Here is a 14,043-nt window from a genome sequence, read left to right as displayed (position 1 = left end):
TCGCCTCCCTTTCGTGTCCTCGTGTGTGCGGGCCGTGCGCACGCGGTCCGGCTGTTTTCAGCCGTGGTCGCGTGTCCGCAGTTCCCGTCGCAGGATCTTGCCACTGGTCGTCTTCGGAAGGACAGGCAGGATCTCCACCCGGCGCGGGTATTTGTACGCGGCAAGGCGCTCGGCGCAGTACGCGGACAGCTCCGCCGGGTCGGCCGCGGTCCCGGGGCGCAGGCTGACGTAGGCCTTCACGCTCTCCCCGCGGTAGGGGTCCGGGATGCCGACGACGGCCGCCTCGCGCACGGCGGGGTGGGTGTAGAGCACGTCCTCCACCTCGCGCGGCCAGACCTTGAAGCCGGAGGCGTTGATCATGTCCTTCTTGCGGTCGACCACGTAGAGCCAGCCCTCCGGGTCCATGAACCCGACGTCCCCGGTGCGCAGTTCGCCGTCCGGGAAGGCCTTGGCGGTGTCGGCGGGCAGGCCCCAGTAGCCGGGGACGACCTGGGGTCCGCGTACGGCGATCTCCCCGGTCTCGCCGAAGGGGACCTCCGCGCCGCTCTCGTCGAGGATCCGTACGAGGGTGTCGGCGCCGGGCACGCCCACGGAGAGGGTGCCCGAGGCCGGGTCCACGGGGGCTTCGCGGTGGAAGGGCACGGAGGCGCAGGGGGCGGTGCATTCGGTCAGGCCGTAGCCGTTGCGCAGGTAGAAGCCGTAGGCGGCGCGCAGCCGTTCGACCAGGGCGGGCGGCAGCGGGGCACCCCCGGAGGAGACCACCTGGAACGAGGCGAAGTGGTCGGGGGTGGCCGCGGGGTGCGCGGCGAGGGCCATGAAGGCGGTGGCCGGGCCCACGGTGTAGGCGGGGCGGTGCTCGAGGAAGGCGTCGAGGACGGCGCCGGCGTCGAAGCGGTGGGCGAGGACCAGGGTGCCGGCGTTGGCGAAGCAGGCGGCGAGCTCGCACACCATGCCGGTGATGTGGAAGAGCGGGGCGAGCGCGAAGTAGCCGGCGCCTTCGGGGAGGGGGTGGCCGGTCACCTGGCGCAGGGCGTTGTGGGTGAGCGCGCCGTGCGGGTTCATGGCGCCCTTGGGGGTGCCGCTGGTGCCGGAGGTGTAGCTGATGAGGGCGGTGTCGGCGGCCGTGAGCTCCGGGTCGGGCGGGACGGGGTGGCCCTGGCGGGCCACAGTGAGCAGGTCGGCGGGGCCCGGCCCGTCGGGGCCCGGCGCGTAGGGCTCCGCTGCGCAGGACCCCGGCGCCCCGTCGGCGGTTCCGGCCCCGCCGGGGGGCGGCTCCGCGCCGCGGAACCCGGCGCTGCCGGGCTCGGGGAAGACCCGGGGGTCGTTGCGGGTCTGGAAGTCCGTGTCGTGCGCCGTCAGGGCGACCCGTACGCCGGTCCCCCGTACCGTCTCGCCCAGGTACGCCGACCAGGCGCCGGCCTCGCAGACCAGGGCGGCGGCCCCGGAGTCGCGCAGGACGTGGCCGACCTCGCCGGACTTGTACATGGGGTTGAGCGGGACCACGACGGCCCCGGCCTTCCAGGCGGCCAGGACGGCGAGCACGAAGTGCGGGGTGTTCTGGAGCATGACCGCGACCCGGTCCCCGCGGCGGATGCCCCGGGCGGCGAGGTGGCCGGCGAGGGAGTCGGAGAGCGCGTCGGCCTCGGCGTAGTCGAGGCGGCCGTCGAAGTAGGCGAGCGCGGTGCGTTCGGGGGCGCGGGCGACGGCGGCACGGAAGGCGTGCAGGACGCTGGGCGGGGGCGCGATCGGGGCCCGCTGGGCGGGGCTGAGCAGGCCCAGCCAGGGCTTGGCGGCGTAGCGGGAGGGCGGCGGCGGGGTCGCGGGCGTGGTGTCTGCGGTCACCGGGTCTCCCACTTGCGCTGGAGGTGGTTCATGCCGCTCAGCCAGCGGTCCGGGTCGGTGGCGCGGGACGTGTAGAAGTCCGCGACCTCGGGGTGCGGGAGGATCAAGAACCGGCCCTTCTCCATGCCGTCGAACAGTGCGTCCGCGACCGCCTCCGGCGCGATCGCGGTCGGCGCGAGGACCAGCTCGCCCGCCGATCCGGCGGCGGTGAGCATGTCGGTCCGGACCCCCTGCGGGCAGATGGCGTGGACCTGGAGCCCGCGGTGGCGGTAGGTCAGCGAGAGCCATTCCGCGAAGGCGAGCGCGCCGTGCTTGGTGACACTGTACGGGGCCGCTCCGATCATGGTCAGCAGTCCGGCGGCCGAGACGGTGGACACGAACCGGCCGCTCCCGCGCTCCAGCCAGTCGGGCAGCAGCAGCCTGGCGGCGCGGACGTGGGCCATGACGTTGGTGTCCCAGGCCGCCTCCCAGACGGCCTCCTCGGCGAAGGCGTCGCCGCCGGAGGCCAGGCCGGCGTTGGCGCAGTAGACGTCGACGGTGCCGCCGAGCGCCTCGCGGGCCTCGGCGGCCACCGCGGAGGCGTCGCCGGGCACCGCGACCGCGCGGGCGCCGATGGCCTCCGCGACGGAGGCCGCCTTGGCGGGGTCCAGGTCGTTCACCGCCACGGTCGCCCCCTCCGCGGCGAAGCGGTGGGCGAGGGCGGCGCCGATGCCGCCGCCCGCGCCGGTGACGACGACTCGCTGGTCCTGGAACGCGTTCACGGGTCCGCCCTTCGTGGGTTGGTGCGTGGGCCGCCTGTCGGATCACGGGCAGACTAACCAGTCGGTATGTCGGGGTGGAAGGGCTCGGAGCCCTACTTTGGCGCGATGACGCTGTCGCGACGCGGGTTGCTGGGTCTGGCCGGGGCGGCGGGTGCCGCGGGTGCCCTGGGGGCGGGAGCCCCGGGGGCGGGGGCAGCGGCCGCCGGCTCCCCCGGCGCAGCGGCCCCGGCGGCAGGGCCCCGCGGGCCCGGGGTGCGGGGTCCGGGGACGGTGGGCGGTGTTGGCGGGCGGGTGCGGAGCGGGTTCGAGGGGCTCGCCGCGGACGGGTACGCCGTCCTGGCCGGGCAGCGGGTCGGGGTGGTCACCAACCCGACCGGCATCACCGCGGACGCCCGCCACCTGGTCGACGTACTGCACGCGGACCGCCGCGTGGACCTGGTCGCGGTGTTCGGCCCCGAGCACGGCTTCCGGGGGACGGCCCAGGCCGGCGGTTCGGAGGGGGCCGGGCGGGATCCGGCGACCGGGCTGCCCGTGTACGACACGTACGACAAGAGCGGGCAGCGGCTCGCGGACGTCTTCACGGCGGCCGGCGTCGACACCGTCGTCTTCGACATCCAGGACGTCGGCGCCCGCTTCTACACCTACATCTGGACCCTCTACGACTGCATGCGCGCGGCCGCGCTCGCCGGCAAGGCGGTGGTGGTGCTGGACCGCCCCAACCCGGTCGGCGCCCGGCGGGCGGCCGGGCCCGTCCTGCAGCGCCCGTACGCGAGCTTCGTGGGCCGGGAGCCGATCGCGCTGGCGCACGGGATGACGGCGGGCGAGCTGGCCGGGCTCTTCGCCGCCGAGTTCCTGCGGGGAGCCGGCGCCGCCCCGCGGCTGGAGGTGGTGCGGATGGCGGGGTGGCGGCGGGAGTCCTTCTTCGAGGAGACCGGGCTGCCCTGGGTGCCGCCCAGCCCCAACATGCCGACGCCGGGCACGGCCCTCGCGTACGCCGGGACCTGCCTGTTCGAGGGGACCAACCTGTCGGAGGGGCGCGGGACCACCACCCCCTTCGAGCTGGTCGGCGCGGAGGGCGTGGACCGGCGGTGGGCGGAGGCGGCGAACGCGCTGGAGCTGCCCGGGGTGTGGTTCCGGGAGGCCTATTTCACGCCTTCCTTCTCCAAGCACGCCGGGAAGACCTGCGGCGGGGTCCGGCTGCTCGTCCACGACCGGGAGGCCTTCGACCCGGTACGGGCCGGGATCGGGCTGCTGGTCACCGCGCGGCGGGTGTGGAGCGGGTTCGCGTGGCGTTCCGACCAGTGGATCGACCGGCTGACGGGCTCGGACCGGGTGCGGCGGATGGTCGACGCGGGGGCGGGCGTGGAGGAGATCGCGGGCGACTGGGCGGCGGGGCTCGCGGAGTTCGCGGCGGTGCGGGAGGAGTACCTGCTGTATCCGTGAGCGTCCGTGAACCGGTTGGTGCGGAGGGGCTGGCCGGGCGGCCTGTTCCGCAGGATGCTGCGGGCAGGGACACGGCGTGGAGGGGGGCGTCATGGTGCACATCGGCGGTGCGGTGCCCGCGGGGGCGGCAGGGGCGGCGGCGGCTTCGGGGATCGGCGCCCGGCCGTACGTGGAGCTGACCTTCGACGCGCAGGGCGACGCGGGCCCGGGCGCCCGGGAGGGGGTCTTCGGGATCGAGGCCACCGACCTGCTGGTCTTCGCCCACGGATGGAATTCCGACCGGTCCACCGCGATCCGGCTCTTCGACCGGTTCTACGCGCCCTTCGCGGATCTGGTGGGGACCGGGGTACGGCTGGGGTACGTGGGGGTCGTGTGGCCCTCGATCCGGTTCTCGGACGAACCGATCCCCGACTTCGACGCCCGCGGGGCCGTCGGCGCAGCGCCGGAGTCGGGCCGCCCGGGGCACGGAACGGCCCTGGACCCGGTCACCCGGCAGGCCCTCGGCGCGTTCTGGCCCGGACGGGCCGCGGAGCTGGACCGGATCGCCGAGCTGCTGGAGGAACGGCCCACGCGCGAGGGCGACTTCACCGAGTTCGGCGCGCTCGTACGGGAGCTGGCCGGGGTGGACGGGGTGGGCCCGGGCGACGATCTGTCGGCGCCCTTCGCCCCGCGCGAGGTGCCGGACTTCCTCAGCGGGGACGTCCTGCGGGTGTGCCGCGAGTTCACCGCGGCCCTGGCCGAGGCGGGCGCCACCCTCCCCGGGGACGGCCGCGGCGCCGGGGACTCCCCCGGGCCCGGCCTCTCGATGGGCGGCGGGACGCGGACCCTGTGGAACGGTGCCAAGGAGGTGCTGCGCCAGGCCACCTACTACCAGATGAAGGCCCGGGCCGGGGTGGTCGGCGAGCACGGGCTCGGGCCGCTGCTCGCGGAGCTGGCCGGCCGCCGCCCGGCCCTGCGGGTGCACCTCATCGGGCACAGCTTCGGCGGCCGGCTGGTCTCCTTCGCACTGCGCGGCCTGCCGTCCGGGGCGCGGAACGTGAAGTCCCTCACCGTCCTCCAAGGGGCCTTCTCCCACTACGCGTTCGCCGACAACCTGCCGCACGACCGGGGGCGCGGGGGCGCCCTGCGCGGACTGCAGGGCAGGGTCGACGGGCCGGTGACGGCCTGCCACTCCCCCTACGACTCCTCCCTCAAGGTGTTCTATCCGCTGGCCTCCCGGATGGCCGGCGATTCGGCCGGTCTGCTCGGTTTCGACGAGCGGTGGGGCGCGATCGGGCACGACGGCATCCGGGGCGTGCCGGGATCCCCGCGGCTGACCCTGGACGCGGCGCTGCGGGACGGCCTGCCCGGCGCGGGCTGCGTGAGCGTGGACGCGGGCTCCGTGGTCCGGCGCGGCGGGGCCCCCTCGGGGGCGCACAGCGACATCTGCCACGAGGAGCTGGCCCGGCTGGTGGTGGCCGCGGGGCGCATGGGGCGCTGACTTCCGGCCATGTGCCACCCGCACGCCCCGACCGCCCCCGCATGCGCCCGCACCGGGCCGGGCATGTTGGGCACACGGCGCCGGTCCTGTGCGGAACACAGCGCGGCGGGCACGGCGCCCGGTGCTGGGCGCTCGGCGGAGGTGAAGGTGTGATGGCGGGATTCCGGAGTCTGGCCCACCAGGTGCGCGACGCGCGCAACGACGGGGCCCTGCGGCGCCACTCGCTGCGCCGCTGCCTGGAGCGGTTCGCCCCGTACGGGCACCGCGCGACCTGGTGGCACCTGTGCGACCGGCACGGGATCGGCCCCGAGGACCGGGCGGCGGACCCCTCGCGGCTGGTGGCCGCGCTGGAGGAGCTGGAGGAGGCACGGGGGGTCTGGCTGGCGTACGAACGGCAGTTCGCGGAGCGCCGGCGGCGCGAGAAGCACGACGGGCTGCGGCGCCCCGAGTGGGCGTGGGGCGGCAGCGGGGACGCGGTGGTCCGGTGCGCCGATCCGGGCGTGCGGCCGCAGGGGGCGCTCGGCGAGGTGCTGAGACGGCTGGTGGACGCGCTGGAGTCGGAGCCGGGGACGGCGTGTCCGGTGTGCGGGGCGCGGGAGTTGCACTGGCCGGAGCCGGGGGCGGCCGGGGCCTTGGGGGTCGGACCTGCGGGGGGATCGGCCTCTGCCTCGGCCGGGGTGGCCTGGGACGGGCCGGTGTGCGCGGGCTGCGGAATCGTGGTGCCGAGACCGGCGCTCGCGGACGCGGCGCTCCAGGGTGGCGACCTGGCTGGGGCGGCGTGAGCGGGACGCCCGGGGGCGGGACGGGCGGGGGCGCGCAGCCGACGCTCGTGGTGTCGCTCAACGGGTCCCGGGGGGCCGCCGACGGGTCGGCCGTCCCGATGAGCCCGGAGGACCTGGTCGCCGCGGCGCTGGCGGCGGTGGCCGCCGGGGCCCGCGAGGTACTGGTCCACCCGCGCACCCCGTGCGGCCGCGAGAGCCTCTCGCCCCGGGTGGTCGGGCCGCTGCTGGAGGCCCTGCGCGAGGCCGGCCTCGGGGGCGGGGTGGCGGTCTCCGTGCCCCTGAGCATCGCGTCGGAGCCGGACCACGCGGCGCGGCTGGCGCGGATCCGGAGCTGGACGGTCCTGCCCGACCGTGCGGTGGTCCGCTTCGCGGAGCCGGGAGCGCGCGAGCTCGCCCAGGCGCTGCTGGAGCGCGGGGTGGCGGTGGACGCGGAGGTCCAGGCGGGCGGGGCGGTCCCGGCGGGCGGGAACGTCCCGGCGGACGGGGCCGCCGCGGCCGGCGGGAACCGCCTCGCCGGCACGGAACCCGCGGCGGGCGCGGCGGGCGGCCGGGCCGGGTCGGTCGCGCGGTTCCTCGCCTGGCCGCTACGGGATCCCGCGCGGGTGCGGCTCGTCGCCGAGCTGGGCTCCGCGGGGCCCTGGGTGGTCGCCGAGCTGTTGCGGCGGCTCCCGCCGGTGGCGGTGGTGCTGTTCGGGCGGGAGGAGGCGGCCTGGCCCGCGCTGCGGCTGGCCGCGCGGTACGGCACCGGGGCGCGGATCGGCGTAGGGGACGTACTGCGCCTGCCGGACGGGCGGGCGGCGCGGTCCAATGCCGAGCTGGTCGCGGCGGCCGCCCGTGCGCGGGAGGTCACAACAGCCGGGAACCGGTGATGCGTTCACCGAAGACGTCGTCCGGGTTGGAGAGCGCGCAGTTCTCCAGGGACAGGCATCCGCAGCCGATGCAGTCGGTCAAATGGTCGCGCAGCCGCCCGAGCTGGGCTATGCGCTGATCGAGCTCGGCGCGCCAGCTCTCGGACAGCCGGGCCCAGTCCTCGCGGTTGGGGGTGCGGCCTTCGGGGAGTTGCGAGAGGGCGTCGCGGATGCTGGCGAGCGGGATGCCGACGCGCTGGGCGGCCCGTACGAACGCCACCCGGCGCAGCGCGTCGCGGGTGTAGCGGCGCTGGTTGCCGGAGGTGCGGCGGCTGCTGATCAGGCCCTTGGCCTCGTAGAAGTGCAGTGCGGAGACGGCCGCGCCGCTGCGGGCGGACAGCTGGCCGACGGTGAGCTCGTGGACCTTCTCGGGAATCTGCGGCACACCGCCGAGGGTAGCCGAGGGTAATCGGCCCGGCCCGATGCGAAGGCGGGCACGTCGTGGCAGGTCGTGGCACGTCGTTGACAGATCCATGACGGCGCCAGCATGCTGAGCAAGCGCTTATTCGCCAAGGAGGGGTACGGGTATGTCCGAGCCGAGGATCTTCACGTCCGCCGAGGAGCTCACCGCCGGGATCGGCGCGCCGCTCGGTCCGAGCGACTGGCTGGAGGTGGACCAGAAGCGGATCGACCTCTTCGCGGACGCCACCGGGGACCACCAGTGGATCCACGTGGACCCGGAGCGGGCGGCGTCCGGACCCTTCGGCTCCACGATCGCGCACGGCTACCTCACGCTGTCGCTGCTGCCGAGCCTGGTGCCGCAGATCATGCGGGTCGAGGGCATGCGGATGGGCATCAACTACGGGACCGACAAGGTGCGTTTCCCCGCTCCGGTGCCGGTCGGATCGCGGCTGCGCGCGACCGCGGTGATCACCGAGGTGGTGGAGGCGGGCGGCGGCGTCCAGGTGTCGGCCACCGTGACCGTGGAGATCGAGGGCGGCGGGAAGCCCGTGTGCGTGGCGCAGTCGGTGTCCCGCTACTACTTCTGAGGCGTGCCGGGCTCGCCGGACGCACCGCCCGCGCCCACCATGCGGAGCACGAGGCCGGCGTAGAGCGCGCCGACCTCGTCGGGCGTGCGGCGGCCGTCCGCGCTGAACCAGCGGGCGACGTCGATGCAGAGCGACAGCACGGCGAGGGTCGTGCCGGGGACGTCGGGGACGAAGAACTCCCCGGCCGCGACGCCGTCGGCGAGGATGCGGCGGATGGCCGCGTCGCTCTGCCGTCGCAGGGCCACGATCTCGGAGCGGTGCTCCGGAGCGAGAGCATCGAGCTCGTACTGGACCACGCGCGCGGTGGTGTGATGGGCCGCGTGCCACCCCACGAAGGACCGCACGGCCGCGTCGAGCCGCTCGGCGGCGCTGCCGGGGCCGGCGGCCGCGATGTCCAGGATCTCCAGGGCCTTGTCGTGGCCGATCCGGCTGATCCGGTGGAGCAGCTCTTCCTTGGTCTTGTAGTGGATGTAGAGCGCGGCCGGGCTCATGCCGGCCCGCCCGGCGATGTCCCGGGTGGTGGTGGCGTGGTACCCGCGCTCCGCGAAGGCCTCCACGGCGGCGACGAGCAGCCGCCGCGCGGCGTCGGGGGTGACCTCCGACCACGGCCGGTAGCCGCCGGTCTCCTCCATGCTGTCCATCGCTCACTCCCCCTCTTCGGCCCGCAGGAATGAACATCCCGGGAGGAACAGCTTACCGGAGGGGTGAGCAAGCGCTTAGCGATCCTGGGGGCTGGGCTGCTTCGGGACGGCGAAGGGATCGTAGCCCGTCATGATCTTCTCCATCCTGGCCTGGTCGACCCGGCTGACGATCTGGGTGACCTCCTGGCGGTCGCGGATCACCTTGGCGAGGGTGAAGGCGGAGGTGGTGAGGTAGAGGACCGCGATGCCGAGGAAGGCGCGGACCCAGCCGTCGGCGTCCATGTTGTAGATCCCCAGGGCCACCGCACCGATGGCGATGCCGAAGGAGGCGACCGCCTGGCCGTAGTAGGCCCCCGTGTTCTGCTGCTTGACCGGTGTCTCGTTCATGGATCCAGCTTCGGGCGGGCCGGGCCGCCGCACATCCGCGCACGTACTCACTTACGTACTCAGGAACTTCGGCGCTCAGAAGGCCGAAATCCCGGTGCGGGCACGGCCGATGAGGAGCTTCTGGATCTGACTGGTGCCCTCGTAGAGGGTCATCACGCGGGCGTCGCGCAGCAGCTTGCCGGCCGGGTACTCGTCGATGTAGCCGTAACCGCCGTGCACCTGGAGGGCGTTGCTCGCGGCGCGGACGGCGGCCTCGGAGGCGAAGAGCTTGGCGGTGGAGGACTCGGTGGCGAAGGGCTGCCCGCGGTCGATCAGGTCGGCGACCCGCCAGGTCAGCAGCCGGGCGGCGTCCACGTCGACCGAGATGTCGGCGATCAGCTCCTGGACCAGCTGGTGGTGGGCGATCGGCTTGCCGAACTGCTCGCGCTGGGCGGCGTAGGAGACGGCCGCGTCCAGCGCGGCCTGGGCGATGCCCACACAGCCCGCGGCGACGGACATCCGGCCCTTGGCGAGGGCAGACATGGCGACGGAGAAGCCCTTCCCCTCGGGGCCGAGCATCGCGGAGGCGGGCACGCGCACCCCGTCGAGGACGAGTTCGGCGGTGGCCTGGCCGCGCAGGCCCAGCTTGCCGTGGATCGCGCGGCGGGTCAGACCCGGGGCGTCGGCGGGCACGAGGAACGCGGAGATCCCGCGGTGGCCGGGGTCCTCGTTCGTGCGGGCGAAGAGCAGGACCACGTCGGCCCAGGTGCCGTTGGTGATGAACATCTTGCTGCCGCTGATCACGTACGCGTCGCCCTCGCGGCGGGCGCGGGTGGTCAGGGCGGCGGCGTCGGAGCCGGTGCCGGGCTCGGTGAGCCCGAAGCAGCCGAGGGCCTCCCCGGAGCACAGGCGCGGCAGCCAGGCGCGCTTCTGCTCCTCGCTCCCCCAGGCGGCGATCGTCTTGGCGACCAGGCCCAGGGAGACGGAGACGATGCCGCGCACGGCGGAGTCCCCGCGGCCGAGCTCCTCGGTGACCAGGACGTAGGAGAGATGGTCGCCGCCGGAGCCGCCGTACTCCTCGGGGACGGTCAGGCCGAGGAAGCCGACGGAGCCGAGCTTCTTCACGACGGCCCGGTCGACGCTCTCGGCGCGGTCCCACTCGGCGGCGTACGGGGCGACCTCGCGCTCGGTGAACGCGCGGGCGAGATCGCGGACGGCGGACTGCTCCTCGCTGAGCTCCAGATTCACCGGGCACCTCCGGGCGGGACGGGAGCGGCGGTACGGGGTTAATTACCACCGCTAGTTTAATTCGGGCAGGCCTTACTATGTGGCGCATGGCCAGACCGCGCAAGCCCCTCCTCAGCAGAGCCCGCATCGTCGAGGCGGCGGGCGCGCTCGTGGACGGCGAGGGACTGGAGGCGGTCTCGACGCGGCGGCTGGCGGCGGCGCTGGGGGTCAGCGGACCTTCGCTGTACAACCACTTCCGCACGAAGGACGAGATCCTGGACGCGGTCGCGGACGCGGTGAGCGCGCGGGTCGACCTGTCGATGTTCGAGGCCGGGGACGGGCGGGAGTGGCAGGTCGCGCTGCGCGACTGGGCGCACTCGTACCGGGCCGCACTGTCCGACCATCCGAACATCGTGCCGGTGCTGGCGCGGGGGCCGGGCCGCAGGCCGGCCGGGCTGCGGGTGGCGGACGCCGTCTTCGGGGCGATGACCGCGGCCGGCTGGCCGCCGGCGCAGGCGACCCGGATCGGCGCGCTGATGCGGTACTTCATCCTGGGCTCGGCGGTGGGTTCCTTCGCCCGGGGTTTCGTGGACGACGAGACGGCGTACGACCCGTCGGACTACCCGCACCTGGGCCAGGCCCACCTCCTGGCGGAACGCCAGCACGAGGTGGACGAGGGCGCCTTCGAAACGGGCCTGGCGGCCCTGCTGGACGGCCTGGCCCTCCAGTACGCGGCACTGCGGGAAAACGCCTGACGGGAGCAGCGAAGTCCCGGCTCCGCCGGCTCTGGGCCTTTCAGCCGGGCGGAGCCGAATCCAGCCCCGCCGGCGTTTGAGGCGCGGGGTCTGGGGCGGAGCCCCAGGGGGGCCGGGCGCAGCCCGGGGCCCCCTCCCAGCCCGTCCGGCGCTTGAGGACCGGGGTCCGGGCAGCGCCCGGGGAACGGTGGAAGGGCGGGTAGGGGAACTCCGCCCCGCGGCCTCCCAGGGCCCGGCCGGGCCCTAGAAGACCACCAGCGAGCGACCCCCCTTGCCCGCCAGCATCGCGTCGAACGCCGCCGGAATCCCGTCGAGGGTGATGCGGTCGGTGACGAGCCCCCCGAGGTCCATCCGCCCCGCCCGGACGTGGTCGGCGATCACCGGGAGGTCACGCGCGGGGTCGCTGTTCCCGTAGACGCAGCCGGTGAGAGTCCGCGCGAAGTGGAAGATCTCCAGGGCGTTGAAGCCGACCTGCTCCTCCTTGCCGCCGATGCCGACGACCGTCGTACGGCCGCCGCGCCGGGTGGACTCCCACGCCGCCCGGATGCTCACGGCCCGGCCGGCGCATTCGACGGCCACGTCCGCGCCCTGGCCGCCGGTGAGGGCGCGGATGTCCTTGGCGGTGGTCTCGGAGGCGAGCAGGAACTCCGTGGCCCCGGCCGCCCGGGCCAGTTCCTCCTTGTCCGGGGAGACGTCGACGGCCACCACCGGTCCCTCCGTCGCGATCCGGGCCGCCTGGAGGGCGGCCAGCCCCACACCGCCGGCTCCGAAGACGGCCACCGACTCGCCGGGGCGGACCTGGGCGCTGTGGTGGACGGCCCCGTAGCCGGTGAGGACCGCGCAGCCGAGCAGTGCGGCCTCGGTGAGCGGGATCCCCGCGGGGGCGGGCAGGACGCAGTTGGCCCCGACGACCGTCTCCTCGGCGAAGGCCGCCACGTTCAGCCCTGGGTGCAGCTCTGCACCCAGGGCGTCGTGGGCGTACACCGCGCCCACCCCGGTGAGCGCCTTGGCGCAGAGCCAGACCTCGCCGATCGAGCAGTGGTGGCACTGCCCGCAGGACGGGGCCCAGTTGAGCACCACCCCGTCGCCGGGGGCGACATGGGTGACCCCTTCGCCGACGGCGAGGACCGTGCCCGCGCCCTCGTGGCCGAGGACGGCGGGTACGGGCACCCGCATGGTGCCGTTGGTGAGGGAGAGGTCGGAGTGGCAGACACCGGCGGCGGCGAGCCGCACCCGGACCTGGCCGGGGCCTGGTTCGGGCAGCACGATGTCCCGTATCTCCAGGGGGGCTCCGACGGCGGGCAGGATGGCGGCGCGGACCATGATCGTCGTCTCCGTGTGTGTTGCGGGGCTGGAACCGTGCGGGACTACGGGGCTACGGCGGCTAGAACTGCAGGGACTTGGTCTGGAGGTACTCGGCGAGGCCGTGCGGGCCCAGCTCGCGGCCCACGCCCGACTTCTTGTACCCGCCGAAGGGGGCGAGCGGGTTGAAGCGGCCGCCGTTGATGTCCACCTGGCCGGTGTCCATCAGGCGGGCGAAGGCCACGGCCGTCTCCTCGTCCGCCGCCCAGACGGCCCCGCCCAGCCCGTAGTCGGTGCCGTTCGCGATGGCCAGGGCCTCGTCCTGGTCGGCGTAGGGCAGGATCGACAGCACCGGGCCGAAGATCTCCTCCTGGGCGATGGTCATCTGGGGCGTGACGTCGGCGAAGACGGTCGGGGCGATGAAGTACCCCTGCTCGTGCGGCGCCTCGGGCCCGCCCGCGACAAGGCGCGCGCCCTCCTCCACGCCCTGGGTGATGAAGCCGCGGACGCGGTCGCGCTGCTTGGCGCTGACGACCGGGCCGAGACGGGTGCCCGGGTCGAGGGGGTCACCGGAGGCGTACTTGGCCGCGGCGGCGGCCGCCAGGGAGACCGCCTCCTCGTACTCGTCGCGGTGGACGAGCATGCGGGTGAGCGCGTTGCAGCTCTGGCCGGCGTTGTTCATGACGTGGCCCACGCCCGCGGCGACGGCCTTGGCGAGGTCGGCGCCGGGCAGGATGACGTTGGCCGATTTGCCGCCCAGTTCCAGGGCGACCCGCTTGACGGCGGCGCCGGCCGTGGCGCCGATCTGCTTGCCGACTGCGGTGGATCCGGTGAAGGAGACGAGGTCGACGCCTTCGTGTGCGGCCAGCGCCTGACCGGCGACCGGTCCGGTGCCGGTCACCAGGTTGAAGACCCCGGCGGGGATCCCCGCCTCGTGCACGGCTTCGGCGAAGAGCTGTGCGGTCAGCGGGGTGTCCTCGGCGGGCTTGAGGACGAGGGTGCAGCCTGCGGCGAGAGCGGGTGCCACCTTGGCAACGATCTGGTGCAGCGGGTAGTTCCAGGGGGTGATCGCCCCGACGACGCCGACCGGCTCCAGCAGCACGGTCGAGTTCCCGATCCGCTCCTCGAAGGCGTACGAGGCCCCGAGCTCGGCGTAGGAGGAGGCCACGGCGATCGGCGCCCCGACGTGGACCATCTCCGAGAACCCCAGCGGCGAGCCCAGCTCGGCGGTGATCGTCCCGGCTATCTCCGCCTTGCGGGCGACCAGGACGTCGCGCAGGGCCCCGATGAGCGCGGCGCGCTCGGCCGGGGCCGTGGCCGCCCAGGCCGGGAAGGCCGCGCGGGCCGCGCGTACGGCCGCGTCCACGTCCTCGGCCGTACCGGCCGGGACCGAGGCGATCGGCCGCTCGTCGGCCGGGTTGAGCACCTCGATGCGGTCCTGGCCGAGGGCGGCCCGCCACTCGCCGCCGATGTACATCCCGTCGTGCGCCTTCATGGCAATCCTCCCGAGCACGTGACCTGACATCGCAACACCCTACAAACTAGCG

General features: G+C 74.7%; 14 protein-coding genes. 6 read left to right on the top strand and 8 right to left on the bottom strand.

Annotated features, from left to right (window positions below):
- Positions 1-57: 57 nt before the first annotated feature.
- Both NLX94_RS22070 and NLX94_RS22065 read right to left on the bottom strand, forming a co-directional pair.
- On the bottom strand, positions 58-1,842 hold the full coding sequence (locus NLX94_RS22070; RefSeq protein WP_254384729.1) for an AMP-binding protein: 1,785 nt from the start codon (positions 1,840-1,842) through the stop codon (positions 58-60).
- Positions 1,839-2,603: an SDR family oxidoreductase gene (locus NLX94_RS22065; protein WP_254384728.1), complete on the bottom strand. Its 765-nt coding sequence runs from the start codon at positions 2,601-2,603 to the stop codon at positions 1,839-1,841. The genes NLX94_RS22070 and NLX94_RS22065 overlap by 4 nt, the downstream gene beginning before the upstream one ends.
- A gap of 105 nt (positions 2,604-2,708) precedes the next feature.
- Between NLX94_RS22065 and NLX94_RS22060 the strand changes: the two genes are divergently transcribed.
- The 4 genes from NLX94_RS22060 to NLX94_RS22045 all read left to right on the top strand — a co-directional run bounded on the left by NLX94_RS22060 (position 2,709) and on the right by NLX94_RS22045 (position 7,177).
- Positions 2,709-4,046, top strand: coding sequence for an exo-beta-N-acetylmuramidase NamZ domain-containing protein (locus NLX94_RS22060; RefSeq protein WP_254384727.1), 1,338 nt, complete (start codon positions 2,709-2,711; stop codon positions 4,044-4,046).
- A 91-nt stretch (positions 4,047-4,137) separates the two neighbouring features.
- On the top strand, positions 4,138-5,526 hold the full coding sequence (locus NLX94_RS22055) for a serine-threonine protein kinase (RefSeq protein WP_254384726.1): 1,389 nt from the start codon (positions 4,138-4,140) through the stop codon (positions 5,524-5,526).
- A 152-nt stretch (positions 5,527-5,678) separates the two neighbouring features.
- The gene (locus NLX94_RS22050; protein ID WP_254384725.1) at positions 5,679-6,308 is read left to right on the top strand and encodes a hypothetical protein; all 630 of its coding nucleotides are present in this window, start codon (positions 5,679-5,681) and stop codon (positions 6,306-6,308) included.
- On the top strand, positions 6,305-7,177 hold the full coding sequence (locus NLX94_RS22045) for a 3-keto-5-aminohexanoate cleavage protein (protein ID WP_254384724.1): 873 nt from the start codon (positions 6,305-6,307) through the stop codon (positions 7,175-7,177). Before NLX94_RS22050 ends, NLX94_RS22045 begins: the two co-directional genes overlap by 4 nt.
- Here NLX94_RS22045 and soxR read toward each other — a convergent pair.
- A complete protein-coding gene (gene soxR, locus NLX94_RS22040; protein WP_254384723.1) occupies positions 7,155-7,601 on the bottom strand; it encodes a redox-sensitive transcriptional activator SoxR in 447 nt (148 codons plus the stop codon). The two genes, NLX94_RS22045 and soxR, sit on opposite strands and share 23 nt — an antisense overlap.
- Before the next feature lie 142 nt (positions 7,602-7,743).
- Between soxR and NLX94_RS22035 the strand changes: the two genes are divergently transcribed.
- Entirely contained in the window at positions 7,744-8,205 is a 462-nt protein-coding gene (locus tag NLX94_RS22035) for a MaoC family dehydratase (RefSeq protein WP_254384722.1), read from the top strand.
- On the opposite strand, the gene NLX94_RS22030 is transcribed toward NLX94_RS22035, so the two are convergent.
- The 3 genes from NLX94_RS22030 to NLX94_RS22020 all read right to left on the bottom strand — a co-directional run bounded on the left by NLX94_RS22030 (position 8,196) and on the right by NLX94_RS22020 (position 10,460).
- Positions 8,196-8,846 (bottom strand): TetR/AcrR family transcriptional regulator, encoded by a 651-nt coding sequence (locus NLX94_RS22030; protein WP_254384721.1) that lies wholly within the window; start codon positions 8,844-8,846, stop codon positions 8,196-8,198. The genes NLX94_RS22035 and NLX94_RS22030 overlap by 10 nt on opposite strands.
- A 75-nt stretch (positions 8,847-8,921) precedes the next feature.
- Positions 8,922-9,233, bottom strand: a complete 312-nt coding sequence (locus NLX94_RS22025) for a YiaA/YiaB family inner membrane protein (protein WP_254384720.1) — start codon at positions 9,231-9,233, stop codon at positions 8,922-8,924.
- A 75-nt stretch (positions 9,234-9,308) separates the two neighbouring features.
- Positions 9,309-10,460, bottom strand: coding sequence for an acyl-CoA dehydrogenase family protein (locus tag NLX94_RS22020; RefSeq protein WP_254384719.1), 1,152 nt, complete (start codon positions 10,458-10,460; stop codon positions 9,309-9,311).
- 77 nt (positions 10,461-10,537) lie between these two features.
- On the opposite strand from NLX94_RS22020, the gene NLX94_RS22015 reads away from it, so the two are divergent.
- Positions 10,538-11,194, top strand: a complete 657-nt coding sequence (locus NLX94_RS22015; protein WP_374684006.1) for a TetR/AcrR family transcriptional regulator — start codon at positions 10,538-10,540, stop codon at positions 11,192-11,194.
- A 243-nt stretch (positions 11,195-11,437) separates the two neighbouring features.
- On the opposite strand, the gene NLX94_RS22010 is transcribed toward NLX94_RS22015, so the two are convergent.
- Both NLX94_RS22010 and NLX94_RS22005 read right to left on the bottom strand, forming a co-directional pair.
- Complete coding sequence (locus tag NLX94_RS22010; protein ID WP_254384717.1) at positions 11,438-12,517, bottom strand: Zn-dependent alcohol dehydrogenase; 1,080 nt, start codon at positions 12,515-12,517, stop codon at positions 11,438-11,440.
- 61 nt (positions 12,518-12,578) lie between these two features.
- Positions 12,579-13,991, bottom strand: a complete 1,413-nt coding sequence (locus NLX94_RS22005; RefSeq protein WP_254384716.1) for an aldehyde dehydrogenase family protein — start codon at positions 13,989-13,991, stop codon at positions 12,579-12,581.
- Between the last annotated feature and the right edge of the window lie 52 nt (positions 13,992-14,043).

Source organism: Streptomyces sp. TBY4, assembly GCF_024213195.1.
GTDB lineage: Bacteria > Actinomycetota > Actinomycetes > Streptomycetales > Streptomycetaceae > Streptomyces.
The sequence above is the reverse complement of the archived record's forward strand: the minus strand, read 5'-3'. Positions and strand labels throughout refer to the sequence as shown.